Genomic DNA, 24,386 nt, shown 5'->3' with positions numbered 1-24,386 from the left:
AATCTACTCCAATTCTTTAAATTTTTGCAGAGCATGCTGCGCAAGATGATGGTCAGGCTGTATTTCAACAGCACGTCTAAAGTGTTTTTGCGCCGTTTTTGAATCTTCATCTTTCATATAAACGGCGAGACCGAGGTTGTACTCCGCATCTGAGTGATTCTGTACCTCTGTCACGGATGTCAGCAATTTTACAGCCGGTTCGTACTGTTCCAGTTGGCACAATGTTAAGCCGTATTCAAAATTGATATCTGTATCTTCAGGTTTTTTGTTATACGCAGCCTCAAAAAACGGAATACTCATTGCAAAATTATCTGTATTCATATAGGAACGTGCAATCATAAAATTTAAGTCGCCGTCTTCATAATGTTTATCATAGACGCTTAAATACAAGGTGAGTGCTTCTTTATAGCGTTCGGCATTAAAGTACAGATTTCCAAGTGTGTAGCCCGCGCTGAAACTGTCCGGCTTCAGCACCAGCGCCTGCTGCAGGAAGCGTTCCGCTTCCTCTATTTTCCCAATACCGCCGAGAACTACAGCCCCATTAATATAATGGGTTTCGTCTTGCGGATTTTCATCAATCGTTTTAAAAATCAATTCCAGTGCCTTCTCATATTCTCCTGCTTCAATATGTTTTTGATAATCAAACATTACGCAAGGTACTCCAGTGCTTCACCATTGCGGAATACTTTATCGATTGTCGCACCGCCAATAACTGTGTCTCCGTCGTATAAAACAACAGCCTGACCCGGAGTTACTGCACTTGCGCTCTCGTATGACACTTCAATCTGATCATCGCCCGTTACTTTAACAGTGACCGGCACATCTTTTTGACGGTATCTGAATTTCGCAGTACATTCGAAAGTATCTGCTACAGGGTTGATAAAGTTCACATCGCTTGCCAGAAGACTTGTGGAAATCAAAGCTTCATGATTATCTCCCTGCACTACATATAATTCGTTAGTTTCAAGATTTTTTCCTGCTACGAAATACGGTCCGCCGTCTCCACCGATACCGAGTCCCTGACGCTGACCGATTGTGTAATACATAAGGCCGTCGTGCTTGCCTTTGTCCTCACCGGTATCCATGTTAATCATGCGTCCCGGGTTCGCCGGCAGGTAATTGCTTAAAAACTCCTTAAAGTCTCTTTCGCCGATAAAACAGATTCCTGTCGAATCTTTTTTATCTTTTGTTGCCAAATCGTATTTATGTGCGAGCTCACGTACTTCCGGTTTTTCCAGATGGCCGAGCGGGAACAGAACTTTCGACAGCTGTTCTGTTGTCAGCTGATTTAAAAAGTAGGTCTGATCCTTGTTGTTATCGACACCGCGGAGCATTGTTACCCCGTTATCATCGTGAATCACACGCGCATAGTGGCCTGTTGCAACATAATCCGCCCCGAGCTTCATCGCATGATCTAAAAATGCTTTAAATTTAATTTCTTTGTTGCACATAACGTCCGGGTTCGGTGTGCGGCCTTTTTTGTATTCATCAAGAAAATACTGGAATACGCGGTCATGATACTCCTTCTCAAAGTTAACTGAGTAATACGGAATGCCGATTTCCTCTGCAACGAGCCTTACATCTTCATAATCATCCGTCGCAGTACATACTCCAAACTCATCCGTATCATCCCAGTTTTTCATAAAAATTCCGACAACGTTGTAGCCTTCCTCTAGGAGCAGTTTTGCCGTTACTGAAGAATCGACGCCTCCGCTCATTCCAACAACAACTGTCGTGTCTTTATTCGTCATTAAAATACTTCCTTTCTTTTCTCTAAATAATTATATAAACCCGTTCTTACCGAGTTTTGTGTATATAGTTTTAAGTTTTTTCGCGATATATTTCATGTCGTCTTCAGTCAGCTGTTCACCGAAGCTGAAACGGATAGATCTTCTCGCACGGTCTTCATCGTACATTGCTTCAATGACATGCGACGGCTGAACAGTTCCTGCATTGCATGCCGATCCGCCAGAAGCGTATATACCCGCCATATCCAGTGCGGTTAACATATATTCGGAAGTAGTCCACGGAAAGTACAAATTAACAATATGGTTTGTCTGTGTAGTAACGTCACCATTCACTTCAAACGGTACTTCCTGCTGCTGCAGTTCCTTAAGCAGTGTTTCTTTTAATGATCGCAGCACTTTTGTATTTTCCTCGCGGTTTTCGTCTGCTTTTTCGACTGCTTTCATCATCGCGTAGGCGTATAAAGTATTTTCTGTTCCTGCACGGCGTTCCCGTTCCTGCGAACCGCCCGTAATCAATCTTTTCAGATGGGTGTTGCGTCTCACATACAGTACACCAATTCCTTTTGGCGCATGCAGTTTATGACCGCTCAGCGTCAGGAAGTCGCAGTTCAGTGTTTCTGCATCGACCGGCAGCTGTTTAAAGGCCTGCACTGCATCGATATGCAGCAGCGCTCCGCTGTCTTTTAGAACCTCTTTGATGTCTGCCATCGGCTGAACAGTACCCGTTTCGTTGTTGACCATAATAATCGAGACGAGTTTCGTTTCTTCAGTCAGTGCATCTTTCAGTTCATCGATATCGATCCGGCCATCTTTGTCGACGCTTAAATAAGTAACATCACACGTATCCTCGAGATCCTGATATGTTTCTTTAACAGAAGCATGTTCTACAGCTGTTGTGATAATATGCGGTCTCTCATAATAATCCGCTGTCCCGCGAATTACCATATTATTGGCTTCGGTGGCACTGCCGGTAAACACTATTTCATCCGGATGTGCATTGAGGCGTTTCGCTATATTTTTACGGGATGCTTCGTAAAACGCTTTGGCTTCCTTGCCGATACGGTGAATACTTGACGGATTGCCGAATTTATCCGCCGAATTGAGCATACTTTTTAAAATTTCTTCATCTATAGGAGTCGTGGCTGCATAATCCACATAAATTGACATGTTATCCCTACCCATCATCTACTTTTAATTCTTATAGATTTTACCATGTTCAGGCAGATATTTATACTTTTCTGTTTGATTATAAGAGAATACTAGATGTTAGATAAATTATCTGGAGGTTTCAAGATGACTAAAAAAATAAATATTTCAGTACTGAATTTAGTACCTGTCCGTGAAGGCTCAAATGCAACCGGTGCATTTGAAGATATGATCACCTTGGCCAAGCACGTGGACGGTTCAAGTTATCAGCGCTACTGGATATCGGAGCATCATAATATGGTATCCATCGCTTCCAGTGCGACACGCCAGCTGATTCAGCACATTCTTCAAAATACTGAACATTTGCGTGTAGGCAGCGGCGGAGTAATGCTGCCTAACCATTCACCGTATATTGTGGCAGAAGAATTCGGGACACTGCATGCAATCTTCGGCGACCGTCTGGATCTCGGACTCGGACGTGCACCGGGTACTGATATGCTGACGGCAAATGCTATCCGCCGCAACAATCACGATGGTGTATTTTCATTTAAAGATGAAATTGAAGAGCTGCAGAGATATTTATCGAATTCCGGCACTTCCCTCGTTGCTTATCCGGGGAATAATACGCATATTCCAATTTATGTACTCGGCTCGTCAACGGACTCAGCACATATCGCAGCAAGTCTTGGACTACCCTATGCCTTTGCTGCACACTTTGCGCCGGCGCAGATGAAAGAAGCATTTTCAATTTATGAAAATAACTTTAAACCGAGCAAGCAGCTGTCTGAACCTTATAAAATGGTCTCAAACAATGTGATTTTAGCTGATACAAAAGCGCAGGCAGACTATTTAGCAACGACACACTATATGAATGTTCTCAGTTTATTCAGAAGTTCGCGCATGCTGCTGCAGCCGCCTGTAGATTCTATGGACGGCATCTGGTCACCGCGTGAAGAACACGCAATTAATACCCAGTTCCCGCTGCAGTTCTTCGGAACTAAAGAAGATGCAGTTCAGCAGCTGAAAGACTTCCAGCAGGAATTCGATGTCGATGAAATTATCGCAGCGGCTTATATTTACGATATGGACGCTTTACTGAAATCTTATGATTTGTTTGAAGAAGCGGTTAAAGAATATAACACAGAAATAGAATAAAGATTGTATTTACCAGCAGAACTGCCTATTGAGGGCATTCTGCTTTTTTTATTTAGTATTTTGAGAGGTGTATGCGGAAGTATGGGAATAGTTTTAACTACATCGCGGATTCACCCTTCTAACGCCGCACCAAGGCCGAAAAAAAGGGCTGATTATCAGCCCTTCATCAAATTAATCCTATTCTTTTTTTCCGTCTTTTGTATACTTCACGACTTTCGAACCTTTGTTATCTGCGATTTCTTCTGCGCGCTCAACTGCTTCATTTTTATATTTGTAAGTGCCAGCCGCACGTTTTGCTTTAACAGATTTAACCGTCCATTCTTCAGCGTCGTCATCGTATTTCACGATAACATCTTCATCAAGCAGATCGGGATTCGCACTGTCGGTATCGTGTGAATCATTTTTCGACGGATTACCTTCTTTTTCAAACTCTTTCAGTTCTTTTTCAGATGCATTTTTATACCATTGTTTACCTTCGGATGTTGCAATCGGCACCGCGCGTTCTTCACTGTAACCGCTGTCTAAGAGCGCATTCGCTATATCGATAATTTTCTTTCGTTCAAGTTTATCGAAGTTCTTCAGTGAATCGGGATAATCCTGCATATTCCAAGCCATGATATCAGTCCTTTTCCATAGAAATTTAACTAATATCACTTTTCCCTGTTAAACAGTTCTTAAACTCCCGCTTTAGTATACACACTCACAATCTCGTGGTGCACATCCTGTACTTCCTGCAGCTTTTTGAGCACTGCTTCAAGCACGTCTTCCTCCGCCAGCGTCAGCACTGTCGGACCTGCACCGCTGATAACAGTTGCAAGTGCACCCGCATCAAGCGCTGCAGTTTTAATATCATCAAATTCTTTTATCAGCGGCTGACGGTAAGGTTCGTGAAAGCTGTCCTTCATCATCAGCTCGCCCATCAATCTGTAATCTTTATTATGCAAAGCGAGAATCATTACATTGGCAAGCGCGTTCTGTGCGACCGCCTCACTTCTCGTATAGGCATTCGGCAGGACGTCACGCGCCTCTTCAGTATTGATTTCATACTCAGGCACACTCACAATCAAACCAATATTATCCAGATTTAAATGATAGTAAAAAAGTTCTCCCTGCTGATAAAAACCAACGAATGCTCCGCCCGTTATGCACGGTCCGACATTATCCGGATGCCCTTCTATTTCACAGCCGAGCAGTACTTTATCATAGTCGGTTAAGTTAAGTTCCAGAAAATAATCAGCAAGTTCAATTCCTGCGACAATAGCACTCGATGACGAGCCGAGCCCGTGGGACAGCGGAATTTCACTCTGCATTTCAATATGCAGGGCCGGCAGTTCTTTATTGTACTTTTCTGCAATGGAGCGCGCTGTTGTGAATAATAAATTCGTTTCATCTGACGGCAGTACAGACAGTGCAAAGTCTTTAAACGACACTTTGAAGGAATCTGCAAGTGTCGCTTCTATATATAAAAACTTGTTAATTGCAACGCCGATTGAGTCAAATCCCAGGCCGAGATTGGCACTGGAGGCTGGTATTTTTAATGATAAATCAGCCATCTTACTGCTCTAAGCTTTCGATGTATTCGACTATTTTTTCTTCATCGAGCGGCAGCTTTTTCGGCTGGTCGAGCGCGACTTCCATCGCTGTGTCAGGGTCTTTCAAACCGTTTCCTGTTAAGACAGTTACGACTGTGGAACCTTTTTGTATGCTGCCGTTTTCAACCGATTTAAGAACACCTGCAAGTGATGCAGCAGATCCCGGTTCACAGAAGACACCTTCAGTTGACGCGACGCGTTTATAAGCAGACAGTATTTCTTCATCAGTGACGGAATCAATTTTACCGTCGGATTCATCGCGGGCAGCCGCTGCCTTATCCCAGCTGGCAGGATTTCCGATACGGATGGCAGTGCCGACCGTTTCCGGATTTTCAATCACTTTATTTTTAACTATGGCCGCTGCGCCTTCAGCTTCGAAGCCGTACATTTTCGGCAGCGACGTTCCTTTTTTCTCGTTATATTCTTTAAAACCTTTCCAGTAGGCTGCGATATTTGCTGCATTGCCGACAGGAATACATAAGTAATCCGGTGCTTTGCCTAAAGCATCAATCACTTCAAAGGATGCTGTTTTCTGGCATTCGATGCGGTAAGGATTCAATGAGTTTACGAGCTCAATGCCGTCGTTGTCTTCGGATATCTTACGTACAATTTTCAGTGCATCATCAAAATTCCCTTCAATTGTCACTGTTTTAGCGCCGGACATCATAGCCTGTGTTACTTTGCCTACTGCCACTTTCCCTTCCGGCAGCACAACGATTGAATTTAAACCGGCGCGAGCAGCGTAGGCAGAAGCCGCAGCGGAAGTATTTCCTGTAGACGCACAAATTACCGTATGCGCTCCCTCTTCCTTCGCTTTTGCAACAGCCAGCACCATGCCGCGGTCTTTAAATGACCCTGTCGGATTTAAGCCTTCAAACTTGGCATGCAGTTCTATGCCGAGCTCTTCAGACAGTTTCTCTAACTTGATTAATGGAGTGTTTCCTTCATACAAAGTCAATTCGGGTGTGTTTTCATTTACTGGTAAATATTCTTTATATTCTTTTAAGACACCTTGCCAAGTCATAATTATTCAGCTCCATTTATTTTATACACCGCAGCCGGGGCGAATGTATCTTGAATTTTTTGCAATGTTTGTGCGCTCATTTTTAAAGTTCTTAACGCTGCATCTTCAGTACTAAGAATTTCAAACTGGATATCCTGAGATGTTAAATACGATTCCGCTTCAGGCAGTGATCCTTTAAATCTTAAATAATAAGCACTGTCCGGCAGCTCTGTTGCCAGTTCGCCCTTTTCTTCAGGTATGTTTTTCGCTTTCGCTGTAATTACCGCACTGTTAATCATATCGCTGACTACAGCTGATGCAGTCTCATAGCCGCCCGCACCCGGGCCGTAAAACATCGCTTCGCCGATCATATTGCCATTGACGAATACTGCATTTTTCTCATAGTGCACGTTCGCCAGCTGATGCTTTGTATCGACAAAAATCGGTTCAATCGAAAGATTGTATTTATCTTCGAGATCTTCTGCAACACCGAGCAGTTTTAATGTTAACCCTGCACTTTCAGCCAGTTTTATATCTTTAATATCCACGTTCGTAATACCGTTTAAATTCACCTGGTCGAGCGTGAACTTTTTATTAAAAGCGAGCCTTGCGAGCAGCAGTGTTTTACGTGCTGCATCAATTCCTTCGACGTCCGCTGTCGGATCTGCTTCGGCGTAGCCGATTGCCTGTGCGTCTTTTAAAGCATCGTTATAGTCCCAGCCGTCAAACGTCATTTTCGATAAAATATAATTTGTCGTGCCGTTTAATATACCCATAACTTTTGAAATCCTGTTGGCATTTAAACTGTGCTGCAGCGTATGAATAATCGGAATCCCGCCGGCGACAGCCGCCTCGTAATATAAGGCTGCAGAGTTCTCTGATGCCGTTTGCTCCAGTTCATCGATATGAACAGCGAGCATATCTTTGTTCGCCGTCACTACCGGAATACCGCGCTTTAAAAATTTATTGATAATATCTTTCGTACTGTCAATTCCGCCCATTACTTCGACAGCAAGATCGATATCTGCATTTTCAATTTCAGTAATATCATCGGTCACCCGAATACCTGACACATCAGCCGTTCTCGTTTTCACCGTGTCTGAAACCAGAATATGGGTAATTGTAAAGCGCACCCCTGACGATGAATGTATCAAATCTTCGTTTTCTCGCAATAAATTAACGACACCGCTGCCGACGGTGCCCATGCCGAGTAAAGCAATCTTCTTATCCATAGTGACCTCCAATATTAAGTAGTATGAATACTCATATTAGAGTGCTTCTGAAAAAATTTCAAGGTATTATTCTGAAAACTCTACACTTTTCTAAACTTTTCATGTATTATAAGACCCTAAAACTAATATAAAAAAAGGTGTTAAATATGAAAGTAGCTAAATTTGGTGGAAGTTCCCTATCTAATGCAACACAAATCAAGAAAGTCGCATCCATTGTACAGAATGATAAAGATATTAAAACCATTGTGGTCAGTGCGCCCGGCAAACGCCGCGATGACGATGTTAAAGTTACCGACATGCTGATTGCACTCTGCACAAACAAAATTGCAGGTCTCGATACTGAAGAGGCTTTGACTGAAATTCTGATGCGTTACAAATCGATTGTCGAGGAATTATCTATTGATTCATCTCTGCTCGATAATTTCGAAAGTATTTTAAGAGATTATTTGAATACGATTGAAGACAACGATTACTTGCTCGACGCTCTGAAATCACGCGGCGAGGATTTTAACGCCCGTCTAATCAGTACATATTTTAACTCGCTCGGCATCAGTGCCAAATACGTTTCTCCCGAAGAAGCCGGCATTAGAGTGACAAACACTCCTGCCAATGCCCGTCTGCTCCCTTCATCGTACGATGAAATTAACAAGTTAAAAGATTATCCCGAAGATGTCCTCGTTATTCCGGGTTTTTACGGAATTGCAGACAACGGTAATATCGTAACGTTCGCGCGCGGAGGTTCCGATATTACCGGAGCAATTATTGCACGCGGCATTCGAGCGGACATTTATGAAAATTACACAGATGAATCACACATCTACGCAGCCCACCCGGGTATTATCGAAGAGCCTTACAAAATTGAAGAAATTACCTACCGCGAAATGCGTGAACTGGCTTATGCCGGCTTCGGTATTTTTCACGATGAGGCGCTCGAACCGCTGTATCAGGAAAAAATTCCTGTGATGATCAGAAATACTAATGAGCCGCATATTGAAGGGACTAAAATTGTACCGGAACGTAAACTTAATCCAGACATACCAGTTATCGGCTTCAGCTGCGATGAAGGATTCACTTCTATTTCACTGCATAAATATTTACTGAATAAAGAAATCGGTTTTACGCGCCGTATTTTGCAAATACTTGAAGACTATCAGATTTCGTATGAACATATGCCGTCCGGTATCGATGATATTTCTATTATTATGCGCTCAAATCAGTTCGAAAATAATAATTCACTGGATAAAATCATCGAGGAAATCGACCTCCAGCTTGAACCTGAATGGATTGAAGTCGAAGAAGATTTAAGCCTGCTCTTTATCGTGGGACTCGGTATGGCCCGTCAAATCGGTATCGTCAGCCGCGTCACCGCTGCCCTTGCTGAAGAAAAAGTGAATATCCGGATGATGAATCAGGGTTCTACAGAGTACAGTATGATGTTCGCAATTCAAACGAAAGATCACGAACCGTCAATCAGAGCATTGTTCAGAGAGTTTTTCTAAGGGATTATCCTTTAACTAAAATACGCGCACATCTATAATGGACATAGTATTTAAATTTTAGGAGTGACCGGCTTATGAGTCTTCAGACACGGGTAAATTATATTAACCGCTACCGGGAAATTGCTATGCAGTTTTCCAAAAGCGGGCTTGGCTTTCTCATAGAAGAAATCGGTCTCGACCGTGTGATTTCGCTGCCTAAGCGTATTTTGCTGCGCCAGCAGAACGATGAAGTTCTCGAAAAGACTTATGCGGAGAGAATCCGTATTTTTATCGAAGAGATGGGAACGACGTTTATTAAACTTGGACAGATTGCCTCAACGAGGGGGGACCTGCTTCCGCCTGACCTGATTAAGGAACTCGAGAAACTCCAGAGTCATGTGGCGCCGTTCCCGGCAGCTGAAGCCCGGAAATTAATTGAAGAATCATTGGAGGCTCCGATTGATGAACTCTTTATGATTTTTGATGATACGCCTGTCGGCTCTGCTTCAATCGGCCAGGTTCACCGGGCCATGCTGCATACCGGTGAAGATGTGGCTGTTAAGGTTCAGCGTGCAAACATAGAAAAGACGGTCCGTACCGATCTTGAAATCCTCCGTCATCTTGCGGTGCTCGCGGAATCCAATCTTGAATGGGCGAGAAACTACCAGGTTACGGATATGATTGAAGAATTCTCCGATGCGCTGATTAATGAGCTCGATTATACGATTGAAGCGCGCAACGTAGAACGCATCGGCAAGACTCACAAAAATGACGATAAAATAAAAATCCCTGAAATCTACTGGGAATATTCGACAAAAAATGTCATGGTAATGGACTTTATTAAAGGCATTCCCGTGAATCATTTTGACGAGCTGGATAAGCTGAATATCAATAGAAGCGATCTTGCCGAGACACTCGCGAGAGCGATTTTCCAGCAGATTTTTGAAGAAGGATACTTCCACGGCGACCCGCATCCCGGTAACGTGAGCGTCCTCACAGACGGCACGCTTGTCTTTTTGGATTTCGGTATGATCGGCCGGCTGACCAGCGACCTGAAAAATAATTTCGGTTCCCTGCTCATTTCTCTGATGCGGAAAGATTCAGACGGCGTCGTTAAAGCAATTGTTAAAATGGGTGTCGTGCCGAGCGATGTATCTATGCGCGACTTAAACCGCGAAACTGAAATTATGCGCGATAAGTATTACGATGTACCGCTCTCAAAACTCAATTTCAGCGATGCAGTAAATGATCTGTTCGGTATTGCCAATAAGTATAAAATCAAACTGCCGCAGGACTTTACTATACTTGCGAAAACGCTTTTGACACTGGAAAGTGTCGTCAGCCAGCTGGATCCGGATTTCAGCATTATGGATGTCGCGGAACCATTCGGCAAAGCTTTGCTTCTCGAACGCTACAATCCAAAAAATCTGCTGAATTTCCAAATAGATGAAATTCAGCAGCTCGGCAGTGAGTTAAGAGAAGTCACGGAAAATGTACATCAGTTCTCGAAGGGGCTGAAGAATCAGAACCTGCCGATTGAAATTGATGTTAAAGGCCGTTCGCAGTTTTCGAAACATCTCGACAGAGTGATTAACCGTCTGTCGTTCAGTATCGTCCTGCTCGCCTTCAGTATTGTCATGGTCGGCTTAATCGTGGGTTCGGCGATACTTGGTGAAGGCAGTATTATATTCAGAATTCCGATTATAGAAATCGCTGCGATATTTGCCATGGGCATGTTTATCTGGCTGCTCTGGTCAATTGTTAAATCCGGGCGGTTTTAAACAAAGAAAATGCACCTGAATCAATCAGACTCAGGTGCATTTTTTATCTTTTAATTTAGTAAGGAATTAAAGTTAAATATAAAACATATAGCCGTCAAATTCATCGGTATCATTGTCAACGATATCGTGCAGTGTTGTGTGGTCCAGCACATCATTTACCGCATCTCTGATACGTTTCCATAAGAAACTTTCATTTTTAGTTTCGTGGCTGTCGGCATCGACAATCATAATATTTTCTTCAACAGCGCTGAATACCTGCCCAACTGTGATTTCATCAGGAGCATAGTTCAGCTCATAGCCGCCGTAGGCACCTCTAGTACTTTTAACGAGACCATCTTTTTTTAAATTCGCAACAATCTGCTCTAAATACAAATCGCTGATATCGCGTTCTGTAGCGACCGATTTTACACTGCGCTTTTTAACGCCGTAGTCTTTCGCAAGCGTCAGCATAAAATATAAACCATATCTTCCGCGAGTGGATATTTTCATTGTTACACCTCAATAATTTTAGTTCATCTAGTTTTTATATTATAATTAAATATAACATATCTTTTAAAATAAGGTGAAATACTATGAATAAACAACCATTAAGCTACCGCATGAGGCCGGAATCAATCGATGAAGTTCTCGGCCAGGAGCATCTTGTCGCGAAAGGCGGTATTATCAGACGCATGGTCGATGCCAAAAGACTGTCTTCAATGATACTTTACGGTCCGCCGGGCATCGGCAAGACCAGTATTGCCAGTGCCATCGCAGGCTCTACTAAATATAAGTTCCGCACCTTGAATGCCGTGACGGATACGAAGAAAGATATGCAGATTGTCGCAGAAGAAGGTAAAATGAGCGGCAGTGTCATCCTCCTCCTGGATGAAATCCACCGTCTCGATAAGGCGAAGCAAGACTTCCTCCTTCCCCACCTTGAAAAAGGAACAATTATTTTAATCGGGGCAACGACATCCAATCCATATCACGCGATTAACCCCGCCATCCGCTCGAGAACCCAGATTTTTGAACTGGAACCGCTTAGTACTGAAGATATTAAAACTGCCTTGCACCGCGCTTTAGAAGATAAAGACCGCGGGCTCGGCGAATATAATATCGAAATCGCTGACGACGCTGTTGAACACTTTGTCACATCGGCACACGGCGATGTCCGAAGCGCTTTAAATGCTCTGGAACTCGCAGCCTTAAGCACTGATGCGGATGAAGACGGCGTCATTAAAATTACTCTGAAGGATGCGCTCGACTGCATGCAGAAATCCGCCTTTCTGCACGATAAGGACGGCGATATGCATTACGACGTGATGAGCGGACTGCAGAAATCCATCCGCGGCAGCGATGTTGACGCTTCCCTCCACTACTTAGCACGTTTGATTGAAGCAGGAGATCTCGTTACAATCGCGCGCCGGCTGCTCGTCATCAGCTATGAAGATGTCTCGCTGGCGAACCCGAACATCGCTTCGCGTACACTCGATGCCATTATCAGCGCAGAACGATTAGGATTCCCGGAAGCGCGAATCCCTTTATCTCAGTCAGTCATAGAACTCGCTCTGTCACCGAAGTCAAATACAGCAATATCGAGTATAGACAGCGCCTTATCCGACGTACGTAAAGGCCGGGGCGGTGCCGTACCGAGACATCTGCGCGACGGTCACTACAAGGGCGCGAAAGAACTCGGCAATGCTGTCGGCTACAAATATCCGCACAATTATCCAAATCATGTCGTCGCCCAGCAGTACCTGCCTGACACGCTGGTTAATCAGCGCTACTATAAAGATGACGGCATCAGCAAATACGAAGCGTCGCTCAACGAGACCTATCATAATTTGAAGAAAATGAACAAAGACGCCGATTACGACAGGAAAAAATAATTTGAGACAGCCACCCATTATGTTATACGGGTGGTTTTTTTGTTATGCGCGAGCTTCCGCGGAGGGACGAAAAAGACGCTCTCTGGCTGAGTAAACGGATTACTCAGTCAAAGAACAGCTCTCTCTGATTCGGTGGCGCGCAAATACCTGACCCGTGCCACCGACAATTCACGGTGGCGCGCAAATACCTGACTTGTGCCACCGAAATTCTACGGTGGCGCGCAAATACCTGACCCGTGCCACCGACAATTCACGGCGGCGCGCAAATACCTGACTCGTGCCACAGAAATCTCACGGTGGCGCGCAAACGCCCGACCCGTGCCACCGACAATCCACGGCGGCGCGCAAGACTCTCATAAGACTAAAAAAAGACAAAAAAATAGCCACCAAGTAAACTTGGTGACTACCGAAATACCCAACGTAAGCCGTGTGTTATAGTTGATTATTTTGGCCTGCTATTTGCAGGTGGGTGCCCTGTTTCCAACTCCAAACGTCCTACTTAGTACATAGGCTTGTTTTTTGAAGGAAAACCAATTAGGCTCCCGATAAAAAAAGTGTTAGGTCAAAATATAAGTCAACACATCACGAACTCTTCAGGAATTTCTATTAATATAATAATACCACATATTTTTGAGATGTAAACCAAAAAGCTTGAAAGCGCTTTAAAATATTTGGCATACGTCTATATGACAGTTTTCACAGTTAATCATATGCCGCAGTTTATCGATGTCGTGAATTGTAATAACTTTGTTTTCCACAGATATAATCCCCTGTTTTTTCAAGTCGCCGAGGAAACGGTTAACAACTTCTCTCGATGTGCCGGACACGAAACCTAGTTCCTGATTGGTTACTTTCACCGTAATCCTTATGCCGTCCGGCACAGTTTCCCCAAACGAATTCGACAGCCGGATTAAATTCGAACACAGTGCGCCGAGTTTACCGTACATCACATTATCACGAATTTTCGTTACCGCGCGCTGCCTGTCTATTTCCATCCAGCGCATCCACTCCATCTTCACATCTTCATTGTCCATAATGATTTTTTCAAACTCTTTTTGAGACAACCGGAAAAGTGCAACATCTGTCTTTGCTCTGGCTGATGTATTATGTGCCTTCGGACCGCAAAATAAGGTCACCGCACCAAATATTCCTTTTTCACTTAGTAGGTTTGTCGCAAGCTCCGCCCCTTCTTCTTGCATTCTGCTGATAAAAACCTGTCCTTTTTGAACCAAATAAATGTAAGCGGTCGGGTCGCCCGGATGATATATGAATTCACCTTTTTTAAAGGTGATCCTGCTCCCGCTTTCTTCGATCAGACTGATGAGATGTTCCGGATAAAAAATGGCTTGATCAATCATTTTCCGCCTCCCTCATTTTATTAAATATTATCACAAAGTGTGATATTTATCACTTTTTTATAAACAAATATATTCTACAATTTATGTATATAAAACTGAGAGAAAAGAAGGTGAAATCATGTCTGAAGAAAAGGATAAAATTAAAAAAGAAGAAAAACGCAATGAAGATAATCATCATAAGCTTGATTTGCGCGGCACTTTTATGATGGTAATGGCGATTGGCGGATTGATGCTTTTAAGCTGGTTCGGCGCATTTATATTATTTATGGAAAGGATGTAAGCTATTAAATGCATAAATACGAAAAAATATGGATTTCACTTGGAACAGCTTCACTTGCAGTATTTTTAATTATTTTAGGTATTTCAGCTGTTCACGGCGGACACACGCCTGCTGCGAGCGGCATCGAGACTATTAATCCCGAACATGTCCGGGAAGATGCCCGCTTCAGTGAACCGGGGCTTAAGAAGGCCACAGACGGCGATCACGATTATGATTTATATTTTCTTGCCAGCGCTTTTATGTACGAACCGAGAGAAGTTGAAATCCCTGCAGGTTCTACTGTAAAAATTCACGTGACGAGTCCGGATGTCGTTCACGGTTTCCAGGTCGTCGGAACGAACGTTAATATGATCGCTGAACCGGGGCTCGTTTCTACATATGAAATGACCTTTGATGAGCCCGGTGAACATCTCATTGTCTGCAATGAGTATTGCGGTGTCGGTCATACCGATATGACATCGACGCTGAAAGTTGTAAATGGAGGTATTGCTAATGAGTAACTATACCGGCTCTGAGATTTTTTCAAGTAAAACAAAAGTAGATAAAAAAGACGGTAAACTTGTGCTCGCGAACATGATCTGGGTTTCATTTGCCCTATTAATCGGAGGGACTGCCGGACTTCTGCAGACTCTCGTCCGGTCGGGGCAGTTCGAACTGCCTTTTGGCATCGGCTATTATCAGCTCCTCACGCTGCACGGTGTAATTCTTGCTCTTGTTATGACATTTTTCTTTATAATGGGTTTCCAGATTGCAGCGTTGTCAAGAACTGCCGGCTCATTCAGCACTTCTGAACTGAGACTCGGCTGGACGGGCTTCTGGGTCATGACAGCCGGGACTTTAATGTCCGCGGCAATGATTGCTTTAAATGAAGCGAGTGTGCTGTATACATTCTATGCACCGCTTCAGGCGCATGCTGTCCACTATATCGGCCTTGCCCTCGTCATCGTCGGTACATGGATTTCAGTTGCTGGCCAGCTGATGAGATACTTCAGATGGCGAAAAGAAAATAAAGGACAGAAAACACCGCTCTTAAGTTATATGACGGCAATTAACAACGTCATGTGGATTGTTTGTACTATCGGAGTCGCTGCAACGGTGCTGTTTCAGTTTATACCTTGGTCGCTCGGTTGGGTTGAAACGATTAACATTTCGCTGAGCCGCACCCTGTTCTGGTATTTCGGTCATCCGCTCGTTTACTTCTGGCTCCTGCCTGCTTATATGGTCTGGTATGCCGTGATACCGAAAGTGCTTGGAACGAAAGGTTTCTCTGATAACCTGGCACGTTTAGCTTTCGTACTGTTTTTATTCTTCAGTATTCCAGTCGGTATTCACCACCAGCTTGTGGATCCCGGGATCGATGCTTTCTGGAAAGGTCTGCAGGTTGTTCTGACCTTTATGGTTATAGTGCCGTCGCTCATGACTGCGTTCAGCATGTTTGCCGTCTTTGAAACATACGGCCGCAAACAGGGCGCCCGCGGCCTGCTCGACTGGTTTAAAAAGCTGCCGTGGACCGACGCACGTTTTGTACTTGTTTTTATCGGCATGCTGTTTTTCATTCCGGGCGGACTCGGCGGTATTATTAATGCTTCCGGTCAAATGAATCAGCTGGTGCATAACACGATATGGATTGTCGGACACTTCCATATTACTGTCGGCGCTCCTGTTATTCTGACTTACTTTGCTGCCATGCTGTTCCTGCTGCCTCATATAACAGGCAGAAAAATTGATAAAATCGCCAATAGACTCGGGCTGTTCCTTGCTTATACATGGGCACTCGGCATGGGTATTATGTCTCTTGCCATGCACTGGGCAGGCCTTCGCGGCGCACCGAGACGTTCTACATTTTCAGAATACGGCGGAGCTGATATTGCTTCTGAATGGATAACTTACCAGGTGATGCAGGCCGTCGGTGGCTCCTTCCTGTTTATCGCTATCATTATTGCAATACTCCTGTTCTTAAAACTGACTACCGGACCAAAAGTAAACGATCCGGAGGAATTTCCTGTCGCAATGTTTATGGACCAGGAGGAGCCGGTTGTTAAATGGGTGGAAAACTGGAGATTGCTGATCATTATTACAATCTTCCTGATTCTCATTGCTTATACAGTTCCTGTTACGCAAATGTTTACTGAAAACATACCGGGAGCCAAAGGTTTTAAACTCTGGTAAATATAAGAAAAAACACTGGACTACACCAGTGTTTTTTCTTTTTCATTTTTAGGTTTTTCTGTCTTATGTTTAACATAATTAATTACCAGATGAATAAGTAAGGCAACGATAACAAAACCGATTCCAATGCCGAACATATTCAGGAAAAAGTAAACAGGCTCGCTTAAGTCGTGCAGAAACGGCCGTTCTTCAGTATAAAAATAATTGCTGCCGATTGCATTATTCAACAGCTGCATGCTGGTTAAATAAACTGCAAATAAAACCGCCGACTGAAGTGCACCTTTTAATGAAGGCACAAATCCCTTCGTAAAATACCTGATAAGCGGATAGACGATTATCAAGCTGTGCAGCATGAAAAATGACAGACCCAGCATATGAAGTGCCGGTGAAATACCGACCGGGTATATAAAAGATGCATATGCAAACAAACCAAAATAGAAAATTATCTGATCCAGCCACTTCTGTTCAGCAAAATATTGAATAATGATTAAATAGCACACTACTCTGCAGATGTGGAGCGGCAGTGAATCTGTCACTGTAAACTCATCAGCTAAAATGTAATAGCTGCCGCTGATGATTCGCTGAACAATAGCAAAAATCAGTATACCGAGCATTGCCCTTTTGGGATTTTCTTTAATCTGATAACGAAACTTAAACAGCATAAACAAAATAACAAAGATGCCGGCCAGATAAATTACATGATTAAGATCGCCGATTTGCACCAATGGTGCTTCAGGATCAAGAAATGACTGCATATGAACCTCCTTGTATATAAAAAAATAAACTGAGATTGTACAATCTCAGTTTAACCAATTCTTCTAGTCTTTTTCAACTTCTACGTCTATATGCAGTTCTTTTAACTGTTCTCTGGATACATCCGAAGGTGCATCCATCATTAAATCACTCGCATTTTGTGTTTTAGGGAACGCGATAACGTCGCGGATATTATCCGAACCTGTCAGGAGCATTACAAAACGGTCAAGACCGTATGCAATCCCGCCATGCGGGGGCGCACCGTACTGGAAGGCTTCAATCAGGAAGCCGAATTGGCTGTCGCGTTCTTCATCTGTGAAACCGAGCGCTCTGAACATTCTCTCCTGCAGCTCGGCATCGCTGATGCGGATTGAACCGCCGCCGAGTTCATAACCATTCAAGACGATATCGTAAGCATTGGCTTTCACTTCATGAGGTGCAGTTTCAAGTTTATCAATATCTTCACGCTTCGGTGATGTGAATGGATGGTGCGCTGCAAAATAGCGGCCGAGGTCTTCATCGTATTCGAATAACGGCCAATCGGTCACCCAGATAAAGTTAAACTGATCTTTGTCGACTAATCCTAAGTCCTTGCCGAGCTTGTTGCGCAGATTGCCGAGAGCAGCATGTACAACTGAATCTTTATCTGCAACAAATAAGACGAGGTCATCAGTATTTAACGATAAAGTCTCCGTTAATTCCTGCTTCTTGCTGTCATCAAAGAACTTCGCAATCGGCCCCTGCATGCCTTCTTCATTTACTTTCATCCAGGCGAGTCCCTTAGCTCCGTAGTTCTTAACGAATGCTTCCAGCTTATCGATATCCTTACGTGAATAATCCGGCGCTGCGCCAGGCACAACGATGGCTTTCACAGAACCGCCGGCCTCAACAGCTGCTTTAAATACTTTAAAATCAGCAGTGCTGCTGAACTCGTTTAAATTCTGCAGTTCAAGGCCAAAGCGCGTGTCCGGCTTATCCACACCGTAGCACGCCATTGCATCCTCATACGTAATACGCGGGAAAGGTGCTGGGATATCAAGTCCTTTTACCGCCTTCATTACATACTGAATCAGGCGCTCGTTCATATCGATAATATCTTCCTGGTCGGTAAATGATTTCTCAATATCTATCTGTGTGAATTCCGGCTGTCTGTCAGCACGGAGGTCTTCATCGCGGAAACATTTAACAATCTGATAGTAACGCTCCATGCCGGAAAGCATTAACAGCTGCTTGTAGATTTGCGGAGACTGCGGCAGCGCGTAAAACTCTCCCGGGTGGACACGCGACGGCACTAAATAGTCGCGCGCGCCTTCCGGTGTCGATTTTGACAGCACAGGTGTTTCAATATCCATAAAGTCTTCTTCCGCTAAAAAGTCTCTGACTGCTTTATTAATTATAGAACGCGTTTTTAATATATTTTGCAGTTTCGGACGGCGCAAATCAATATAGCGGTATTTCAGACGCGTATCTTCATTGATATTATCATCGCTTACTTGGAAAGGCGGTGTTTTTGCTTTAGCCAGAATTTCAATTTCTTCTGCATAAACTTCAATTTCGCCGGATTCTATATTTTTATTTACTTGTTTTTCATCGCGTTTTTTAACTGTACCTTTAATATCCACAACATACTCGGTACGGATTTTATCGGCAATCGTCAGTGCTTCCTTGGAAACGTCCGGATTAAAGACGACCTGAATCAGACCGTTCTTATCTCTTAAGTCGATAAAAATCAGTCCGCCAAGGTCGCGGCGCTTCTGCACCCAGCCTTGCAGATGAACTGTTTCGCCTGCTGTATCAAGTGTAACTTCATTAGAATATATTCTTGTCATCTACAATTCCTCCAGTGTATTAATTATATCGTCGAACGATAATTTTACGGTTTCACCCGTCTCCATATTTTTCAAGTCGGCCTGACGACTGTCAAGCTCATCTTCACCGAGCACAATAGTATACTGGGCGTTCTTTCTGTCAGCATCTTTCATCTGTGCTTTCAGTTTCCGGTTTTCATAATCCATATCCGCACTGATGTTGCGGCTGCGCAGTTTGTGCAGCAGCGTTCCTGCAGCATTCCGTGCTTCATCAGTCATAGTGCAGATATAAAGATCGATGCCTTTGTCTTTCGGAATTTCAATCCCTTCAGCTTCAAGGGCAAGCAGCAGACGCTCGATGCTGAGTGCAAAACCGATTCCGGTTTTATCCGGCCCGTCCATCATCTCGAGCAGTCCGTTGTAGCGTCCGCCGCCGCATAGAGTCGTAATAGCACCGAAACCTTCGGCATCGCTCATCAGCTCAAAAGCTGTGTGCGTATAGTAATCGAGGCCGCGTACCAGATTATAATCCACTTCATAATTAATATTAAGTTCATCCAGTTTCGCTTTAACAGTTTCAAAGTAAGCTTTTGACTCATCGTTTAAATAATCGTACATGCGCGGTGCTGTTTTAACGAGCTCGTGATCTCGGTCTACCTTACAGTCGAGAATGCGCATCGGATTCGTATTAATACGTGTCTGGCAGTCATTGCAGAATTCATCGATGCGCGGTGAAAAGTGTTCAACCAGCGCTTTATTGTATTCGTTGCGGCTCTCGATATCACCGATTGAATTAATTACAAGCTTCAGATTTTTAAGGCCGAAGGACCGGTAAATATTCATAAGCATACTTAAGACTTCCACATCGATCAGCGGGTCTTCAACCCCGATTGCTTCAACACCGAACTGAACGAACTGGCGGTAGCGCCCTTTCTGCTTGCGTTCATAGCGGAACATCGGCGCCAGATAAAAAAGCTTCACCGGCTGCTCAACGTTGTGCTGCATTTTATTTTCAATATAACTGCGCACAACAGGCGCCGTCCCTTCCGGACGCAGCGTCAGACTGCGGTCGCCCTTATCTTTAAATGTATACATTTCCTTATTCACAATATCTGTAGAGCCGCCGACTGCTCGGACAAAAAGGTCTGTTGATTCAAACATCGGTGTACGGATTTCTTCATAATTATAATTCTTTGCAATCTCGTGCAGTTTTTTCTCAATATACTGCCATTTATAAGATTCTTCCGGTAATATATCCTGTGTTCCTCTCGGTACCTGTATCATTATCATCACTCCTGAATTTTTTATAAAAAAATAAAATCCCTTATACCGGGAAACGGTATAAGGGACGAAATGGTCGTGGTGCCACCCTAAGTTCAGCACAAAAGTGCTCTTTCAACAGATAACGGCTGTGACCGCTGTATATACAGCTTCTTTAGCAAAGTGTCGGCAAATATCATTTGGAGCATTCACTTTCAGCCTGGGTGAATTTCTCTGTGCCTCATTATAGATATTCTCTTCGCCATGAAGTAAAGGTATTAAGTTGAATTATTCTCTTTATAATAGTCAGATTTTTTATCTTTGTCAAGCTAACGCTTTAAATAACTGTCGATTCCTTCCATAATAGCTGTGACCATTTCGTCCTGATAATCTTCCTGATTTAATATATAATCATCAAACTCATTACTCAGGTAGCCGAGTTCAATTAAAACTCCGGGATAATCAAGCTGCCAGACGACCTGGTACTGCATGACCTGGTTGCCGCGGTTAAACAGCAGCGAATGCTCATCGAGCGCTGCATTTAAATGTTCACCGAAGTCTTCCTGGTTCGGGTAGGTATAAAAGGTTGTAAAGCCTGAAATCGCAGGGTCATCAAAAGCGTCGCTGTGCAGGCTGATAAATAAATCTGCCTCGACTTTACGGTCATCAAGACTCACGGTTTCATCTGCTCCACGGGTCATAATTACTTCCGCCCCTGCTTCTGTGAGCGATTGCTCAAGCATGGAGGCAATTGAGTAGACAATTGTGTCTTCATTTTCGCCGTATTTACTCGGCGCCCCGGGGTCTTCGCCGCCGTGCCCGGGATCGAGGGCAACTGTCGTGCCGCTGAAGTCGTAGCTCACTTCATCATCAGCTTCTGAAAAGTCCATCGTAATTAATTCTTCCGGTTCATGTATAACATTTTTATATACATAAACCGACAGCAGGACAATACCGAGCGCAATAATGATAAAGAAGAGCGGTTTAATATACAGATGCTTTTTATACTTCAGGAAATAGCCGATTGCATCAGCCGATTTTTTGAAGATTGCTTTAATTGAATCCATCAGATGATTTTACCGTCCTCGGCTTCGTAAATAATAGTGATTGGTCCATCGTTAATCAGCCTTACGTCCATATGTTCCCCGAAAAACCCTTCTTTTACAACAAGGTCGTGTTCGCGCAGCGCTTCATTGAAGACCTTGTAAAGTGCTCTTGCATCTTCACCGGAAGCTGCTTCTGTGAAACTTGGACGATTGCCTTTCAGGGTGGATGCATACAGAGTGAACTGGGACACACTTAAAATTTCGCCGCCGACTTCTTTAATCGATAAATTAATCTTGCCTTCCTGATCATCAAAAATACGGGCATTCGCAATCTTTCTTGCAAGGACGCGTGCATCTTCCTCTGTAGATGTTTTACTGACGCCCACCAGTAAACAGTAGCCGTCGTTAATCTCATTATACATTTCGTTGTTGGCAACCAGCGCGTGGGAAACTTTCTGTAAAATGATTTTCATCTCTTATACCTCACTTAAATACGCGTTCAACGCTGTATATATCTTTTAGTTGTTTAATTCTGTCTACTGCACGATACAATTCGTGCTTATTCGGAACCATAATAGATAAACTCACTCTCGCCTGTTTTGTTTCATCAGCAAGGCCGTTCACACGTGTAATCGGGACTTTCAGGCTGGAAATTAAGTTTAAGATTTCATTTACAAGACCGTTGCGGTCATAGCCTGTAATTTCGAGATCCACCTGATATCTCTTATCTACATTTTTATTGCCGACCCATTCGACATCGATCAGACGCTCGGTTTCATGGATAATATTCGGACAGGTAATGACGTGGACTTTGACCCCGTGTCCTTTCGTTATATAACCGATAATATCGTCCCCTGGAATCGGATTGCAGCATTTAGACAGGTTAATCAGCATATTGTCCATGCCTTCGACATATACGCCGGATTCAGTTGTTATTTCTTTATAATGATGTGTGCGGTCGATTTCCTCAATCTGATTCGATTTTTGTTCAGCTTCTTTAATTTTCTCAAGAAGACGGTTTGTCACCTGGTTTGCTGTAACTCCGCCAAAACCGATCATCGCAAACAGATCATCTTCATCGTGCAGATTATAGCGTGCGAGCACACCTGATACATTATCATCCTGGATTACATTGTCCGGATTATAACCGCGCGCTTTTATTTCAAGCTCAACAGCCTGCCGGCCTTTTTCAATGTTTACTTTGCGATCCTGCTTCTTGAAGAAGGACCGGATTTTATTGCGGGCACTGGATGTTTTGACCATTTTCAGCCAGTCGATGCTCGGTCCGTATGACTGCTTGCTCGTTCTGATTTCGAGAATATCGCCAGTTTCAAGCTCATGGTCAATCGGTACGATTTTACCATTCACTTTGGCACCGACCATCTTATTCCCTACTTCGGAGTGAACCTGGTAGGCAAAATCAATCGGAATCGCTCCCTGAGGGAGTTCAATAACATCGCCATCCGGTGTAAAGACATATACCTTGTCGCTGAGAAGGTCTGTTTTCAGCGCCGCCATAAATTCTTCTGCATCAGGATTATCGGTTTCATTGCCGACGATATCTTTAAACCAGTCAAGCCTTGCATCAAGCGATGCTTTGTTCGCATCGACACCTTCTTTATAGGCCCAGTGCGCAGCTACACCATGTTCTGCAATCTCATGCATTTCATGGGTGCGGATTTGAATTTCCAGCGGATCGCCGTTCGGTCCGACAACAGTCGTGTGCAGCGACTGGTACATATTCGGCTTCGGCATAGCGATATAATCTTTAAATCTGCCAGGCATCGGCCGCCAGATTGTGTGAATAATTCCGAGCGCCGCATAACAATCCCGCACATCATTGACCAGTACGCGGATGGCAAGCAGATCAAATATCTGCTCAAACTGTTTCGACTGCTTCTGCATTTTCTTATAAATACTGTAGATATGTTTCGGGCGGCCGGATAAATTATGCTCCACCGAACTCGAGTCAAGTTCCGAATCTATTTTTTCGATTGCTTCATCAATAACATTTTCCCGTTCACTGCGTTTCTTTTTCATCAGACTGACAATACGGAAATACTGTCCCGGTTCTATGTATCTTAGTGCCGTGTCCTCAAGTTCCCACTTAATGCTTGAAATACCGAGGCGATGGGCAAGCGGCGCATATATTTCCAGCGTCTCCCGCGAGATACGCACCTGTTTTTCTTCAGGCATTGCTTTCAGTGTCCGCATGTTATGCAGGCGGTCGGCCAGTTTTACTAATATTACGCGGATATCTTTCGCTATAGCGATAAACAGCTTGCGGTGATTTTCAGCCTGCTGCTCCTGATGGGAACGGTATTTTACTTTTTCAAGTTTCGTCACACCGTCTACAATAATTGCTACTTCTTCATTAAACATACTGATTAAATCATCATATGTATACTGAGTATCTTCAACGACATCATGCAGAAATCCTGCGACAATAGTCGGTGCATCGAGTTTCAGCTCTGCTAAAATTCCTGCAACCTGTACAGGGTGTGCGATATACGGCAGACCATTTTTACGGAACTGTCCCTCATGTGCTTCACGTGCCAGCTCGTATGCTTTTTTTATCATCTGCAAATCGCTGTCATCGAGATATTCACCACACATATTAAAAACATCTTGTGCTTCATACGGGTATTCCTTATTCATGGTCACGCCACCCTTCCGAAAATTTAGATATAAAATAATAATACTACA

The 24,386-nt window shown here is 43.7% G+C and carries 22 protein-coding genes and 1 other RNA gene; 7 read left to right on the top strand and 16 right to left on the bottom strand.

What is annotated here, in order from left to right:
* Nucleotides 1–3: 3 nt before the first annotated feature.
* From MHH58_RS05720 to MHH58_RS05710, 3 genes are read right to left on the bottom strand one after another with little or no spacing between them, the layout of a single operon-like run.
* Complete coding sequence (locus tag MHH58_RS05720; RefSeq protein ID WP_341345300.1) at nt 4–648, bottom strand: tetratricopeptide repeat protein; 645 nt, start codon at nt 646–648, stop codon at nt 4–6.
* The gene (gene mnmA, locus MHH58_RS05715; protein ID WP_341345299.1) at nt 648–1,751 is read right to left on the bottom strand and encodes a tRNA 2-thiouridine(34) synthase MnmA; all 1,104 of its coding nucleotides are present in this window, start codon (nt 1,749–1,751) and stop codon (nt 648–650) included. The genes MHH58_RS05720 and mnmA overlap by 1 nt, the downstream gene beginning before the upstream one ends.
* A 30-nt stretch (nt 1,752–1,781) precedes the next feature.
* Nucleotides 1,782–2,915, bottom strand: a complete 1,134-nt coding sequence (locus MHH58_RS05710) for a cysteine desulfurase family protein (RefSeq protein ID WP_341345298.1) — start codon at nt 2,913–2,915, stop codon at nt 1,782–1,784.
* 126 nt (nt 2,916–3,041) lie between these two features.
* Between MHH58_RS05710 and MHH58_RS05705 the strand changes: the two genes are divergently transcribed.
* A complete protein-coding gene (locus tag MHH58_RS05705; RefSeq protein ID WP_341345297.1) occupies nt 3,042–4,049 on the top strand; it encodes an LLM class flavin-dependent oxidoreductase in 1,008 nt (335 codons plus the stop codon).
* Nucleotides 4,050–4,226: 177 nt separating this feature from the next.
* Here the strand turns inward: MHH58_RS05705 and MHH58_RS05700 are convergent, their stop codons facing one another.
* From MHH58_RS05700 to MHH58_RS05685, 4 genes are read right to left on the bottom strand one after another with little or no spacing between them, the layout of a single operon-like run.
* Entirely contained in the window at nt 4,227–4,664 is a 438-nt protein-coding gene (locus MHH58_RS05700; protein ID WP_135096602.1) for a DUF2188 domain-containing protein, read from the bottom strand.
* Between the two features lie 59 nt (nt 4,665–4,723).
* Nucleotides 4,724–5,602, bottom strand: a complete 879-nt coding sequence (gene thrB / locus MHH58_RS05695) for a homoserine kinase (RefSeq protein ID WP_341345296.1) — start codon at nt 5,600–5,602, stop codon at nt 4,724–4,726.
* A 1-nt stretch (nt 5,603) separates the two neighbouring features.
* Nucleotides 5,604–6,665: a threonine synthase gene (gene thrC, locus MHH58_RS05690; RefSeq protein WP_341345295.1), complete on the bottom strand. Its 1,062-nt coding sequence runs from the start codon at nt 6,663–6,665 to the stop codon at nt 5,604–5,606.
* A 2-nt stretch (nt 6,666–6,667) separates the two neighbouring features.
* Complete coding sequence (locus MHH58_RS05685; protein WP_341345294.1) at nt 6,668–7,876, bottom strand: homoserine dehydrogenase; 1,209 nt, start codon at nt 7,874–7,876, stop codon at nt 6,668–6,670.
* A gap of 146 nt (nt 7,877–8,022) precedes the next feature.
* Between MHH58_RS05685 and MHH58_RS05680 the strand changes: the two genes are divergently transcribed.
* Together MHH58_RS05680 and MHH58_RS05675 are read left to right on the top strand one after the other, a co-directional pair.
* Complete coding sequence (locus MHH58_RS05680) at nt 8,023–9,375, top strand: aspartate kinase (protein ID WP_341345293.1); 1,353 nt, start codon at nt 8,023–8,025, stop codon at nt 9,373–9,375.
* A 74-nt stretch (nt 9,376–9,449) separates the two neighbouring features.
* A complete protein-coding gene (locus MHH58_RS05675) occupies nt 9,450–11,135 on the top strand; it encodes an ABC1 kinase family protein (protein ID WP_341345292.1) in 1,686 nt (561 codons plus the stop codon).
* Between the two features lie 72 nt (nt 11,136–11,207).
* Here MHH58_RS05675 and MHH58_RS05670 read toward each other — a convergent pair whose 3' ends face one another.
* Nucleotides 11,208–11,624: an RrF2 family transcriptional regulator gene (locus MHH58_RS05670; protein WP_115884451.1), complete on the bottom strand. Its 417-nt coding sequence runs from the start codon at nt 11,622–11,624 to the stop codon at nt 11,208–11,210.
* An 83-nt stretch (nt 11,625–11,707) separates the two neighbouring features.
* On the opposite strand from MHH58_RS05670, the gene MHH58_RS05665 reads away from it, so the two are divergent.
* Entirely contained in the window at nt 11,708–13,006 is a 1,299-nt protein-coding gene (locus MHH58_RS05665; RefSeq protein WP_341345291.1) for a replication-associated recombination protein A, read from the top strand.
* A 408-nt stretch (nt 13,007–13,414) separates the two neighbouring features.
* On the opposite strand, the gene ssrS is transcribed toward MHH58_RS05665, so the two are convergent.
* Nucleotides 13,415–13,609: non-coding RNA, 6S RNA (gene ssrS, locus MHH58_RS05660), on the bottom strand.
* Between the two features lie 59 nt (nt 13,610–13,668).
* Nucleotides 13,669–14,364 (bottom strand): Crp/Fnr family transcriptional regulator, encoded by a 696-nt coding sequence (locus MHH58_RS05655; protein WP_341345290.1) that lies wholly within the window; start codon nt 14,362–14,364, stop codon nt 13,669–13,671.
* A gap of 118 nt (nt 14,365–14,482) precedes the next feature.
* On the opposite strand from MHH58_RS05655, the gene MHH58_RS05650 reads away from it, so the two are divergent.
* The 3 genes from MHH58_RS05650 to MHH58_RS05640 are packed head-to-tail and all read left to right on the top strand — an operon-like array spanning nt 14,483 to nt 16,813.
* A complete protein-coding gene (locus tag MHH58_RS05650) occupies nt 14,483–14,644 on the top strand; it encodes a cytochrome c oxidase subunit 2A (RefSeq protein WP_341345289.1) in 162 nt (53 codons plus the stop codon).
* A gap of 8 nt (nt 14,645–14,652) precedes the next feature.
* Nucleotides 14,653–15,144, top strand: a complete 492-nt coding sequence (locus MHH58_RS05645; RefSeq protein ID WP_341345288.1) for a cytochrome c oxidase subunit II — start codon at nt 14,653–14,655, stop codon at nt 15,142–15,144.
* Nucleotides 15,137–16,813 carry a b(o/a)3-type cytochrome-c oxidase subunit 1 gene (locus tag MHH58_RS05640; RefSeq protein ID WP_341345287.1) on the top strand — a complete coding sequence of 559 codons (1,677 nt, stop codon included), beginning with the start codon at nt 15,137–15,139 and terminating at the stop codon, nt 16,811–16,813. The genes MHH58_RS05645 and MHH58_RS05640 overlap by 8 nt, the downstream gene beginning before the upstream one ends.
* Before the next feature lie 20 nt (nt 16,814–16,833).
* Here the strand turns inward: MHH58_RS05640 and MHH58_RS05635 are convergent, their stop codons facing one another.
* The 6 genes from MHH58_RS05635 to MHH58_RS05610 all read right to left on the bottom strand — a co-directional run bounded on the left by MHH58_RS05635 (nt 16,834) and on the right by MHH58_RS05610 (nt 24,338).
* Entirely contained in the window at nt 16,834–17,568 is a 735-nt protein-coding gene (locus MHH58_RS05635; RefSeq protein WP_341345286.1) for a YwaF family protein, read from the bottom strand.
* 63 nt (nt 17,569–17,631) lie between these two features.
* On the bottom strand, nt 17,632–19,395 hold the full coding sequence (gene aspS, locus MHH58_RS05630) for an aspartate--tRNA ligase (protein ID WP_341345285.1): 1,764 nt from the start codon (nt 19,393–19,395) through the stop codon (nt 17,632–17,634).
* On the bottom strand, nt 19,396–20,658 hold the full coding sequence (gene hisS / locus MHH58_RS05625; RefSeq protein ID WP_341345284.1) for a histidine--tRNA ligase: 1,263 nt from the start codon (nt 20,656–20,658) through the stop codon (nt 19,396–19,398). It lies immediately after the preceding gene.
* Nucleotides 20,659–20,963: 305 nt separating this feature from the next.
* Complete coding sequence (locus MHH58_RS05620; protein WP_341345283.1) at nt 20,964–21,701, bottom strand: N-acetylmuramoyl-L-alanine amidase family protein; 738 nt, start codon at nt 21,699–21,701, stop codon at nt 20,964–20,966.
* On the bottom strand, nt 21,701–22,153 hold the full coding sequence (gene dtd, locus MHH58_RS05615) for a D-aminoacyl-tRNA deacylase (protein WP_341345282.1): 453 nt from the start codon (nt 22,151–22,153) through the stop codon (nt 21,701–21,703). The genes MHH58_RS05620 and dtd overlap by 1 nt, the downstream gene beginning before the upstream one ends.
* 10 nt (nt 22,154–22,163) lie before the next feature.
* Nucleotides 22,164–24,338, bottom strand: a complete 2,175-nt coding sequence (locus tag MHH58_RS05610) for a RelA/SpoT family protein (protein ID WP_341345281.1) — start codon at nt 24,336–24,338, stop codon at nt 22,164–22,166.
* Between the last annotated feature and the right edge of the window lie 48 nt (nt 24,339–24,386).

Source organism: Jeotgalicoccus sp. FSL K6-3177 (genome assembly GCF_038050175.1).
GTDB lineage: Bacteria > Bacillota > Bacilli > Staphylococcales > Salinicoccaceae > Jeotgalicoccus > Jeotgalicoccus nanhaiensis.
This window is presented reverse-complemented; position numbering and strand designations above follow the sequence as displayed.

Bases quoted from the DNA above. Each gene is read 5' to 3' on its own strand.
- hisS (WP_341345284.1), bottom strand. From the start codon at position 20,658: ATGATACAGGTACCGAGAGGAACACAGGATATATTACCGGAAGAATCT.
- MHH58_RS05640 (WP_341345287.1), top strand. From the start codon at position 15,137: ATGAGTAACTATACCGGCTCTGAGATTTTTTCAAGTAAAACAAAAGTA.
- dtd (WP_341345282.1), bottom strand. From the start codon at position 22,153: ATGAAAATCATTTTACAGAAAGTTTCCCACGCGCTGGTTGCCAACAAC.
- MHH58_RS05685 (WP_341345294.1), bottom strand. From the start codon at position 7,876: ATGGATAAGAAGATTGCTTTACTCGGCATGGGCACCGTCGGCAGCGGT.
- MHH58_RS05700 (WP_135096602.1), bottom strand. From the start codon at position 4,664: ATGGCTTGGAATATGCAGGATTATCCCGATTCACTGAAGAACTTCGAT.
- MHH58_RS05670 (WP_115884451.1), bottom strand. From the start codon at position 11,624: ATGAAAATATCCACTCGCGGAAGATATGGTTTATATTTTATGCTGACG.
- MHH58_RS05620 (WP_341345283.1), bottom strand. From the start codon at position 21,701: ATGGATTCAATTAAAGCAATCTTCAAAAAATCGGCTGATGCAATCGGC.
- thrC (WP_341345295.1), bottom strand. From the start codon at position 6,665: ATGACTTGGCAAGGTGTCTTAAAAGAATATAAAGAATATTTACCAGTA.
- MHH58_RS05720 (WP_341345300.1), bottom strand. From the start codon at position 648: ATGTTTGATTATCAAAAACATATTGAAGCAGGAGAATATGAGAAGGCA.
- MHH58_RS05705 (WP_341345297.1), top strand. From the start codon at position 3,042: ATGACTAAAAAAATAAATATTTCAGTACTGAATTTAGTACCTGTCCGT.
- MHH58_RS05675 (WP_341345292.1), top strand. From the start codon at position 9,450: ATGAGTCTTCAGACACGGGTAAATTATATTAACCGCTACCGGGAAATT.
- mnmA (WP_341345299.1), bottom strand. From the start codon at position 1,751: ATGACGAATAAAGACACGACAGTTGTTGTTGGAATGAGCGGAGGCGTC.
- MHH58_RS05710 (WP_341345298.1), bottom strand. From the start codon at position 2,915: ATGTCAATTTATGTGGATTATGCAGCCACGACTCCTATAGATGAAGAA.
- thrB (WP_341345296.1), bottom strand. From the start codon at position 5,602: ATGGCTGATTTATCATTAAAAATACCAGCCTCCAGTGCCAATCTCGGC.
- MHH58_RS05655 (WP_341345290.1), bottom strand. From the start codon at position 14,364: ATGATTGATCAAGCCATTTTTTATCCGGAACATCTCATCAGTCTGATC.
- MHH58_RS05610 (WP_341345281.1), bottom strand. From the start codon at position 24,338: ATGAATAAGGAATACCCGTATGAAGCACAAGATGTTTTTAATATGTGT.
- MHH58_RS05650 (WP_341345289.1), top strand. From the start codon at position 14,483: ATGTCTGAAGAAAAGGATAAAATTAAAAAAGAAGAAAAACGCAATGAA.
- MHH58_RS05635 (WP_341345286.1), bottom strand. From the start codon at position 17,568: ATGCAGTCATTTCTTGATCCTGAAGCACCATTGGTGCAAATCGGCGAT.
- MHH58_RS05680 (WP_341345293.1), top strand. From the start codon at position 8,023: ATGAAAGTAGCTAAATTTGGTGGAAGTTCCCTATCTAATGCAACACAA.
- MHH58_RS05665 (WP_341345291.1), top strand. From the start codon at position 11,708: ATGAATAAACAACCATTAAGCTACCGCATGAGGCCGGAATCAATCGAT.
- MHH58_RS05645 (WP_341345288.1), top strand. From the start codon at position 14,653: ATGCATAAATACGAAAAAATATGGATTTCACTTGGAACAGCTTCACTT.
- aspS (WP_341345285.1), bottom strand. From the start codon at position 19,395: ATGACAAGAATATATTCTAATGAAGTTACACTTGATACAGCAGGCGAA.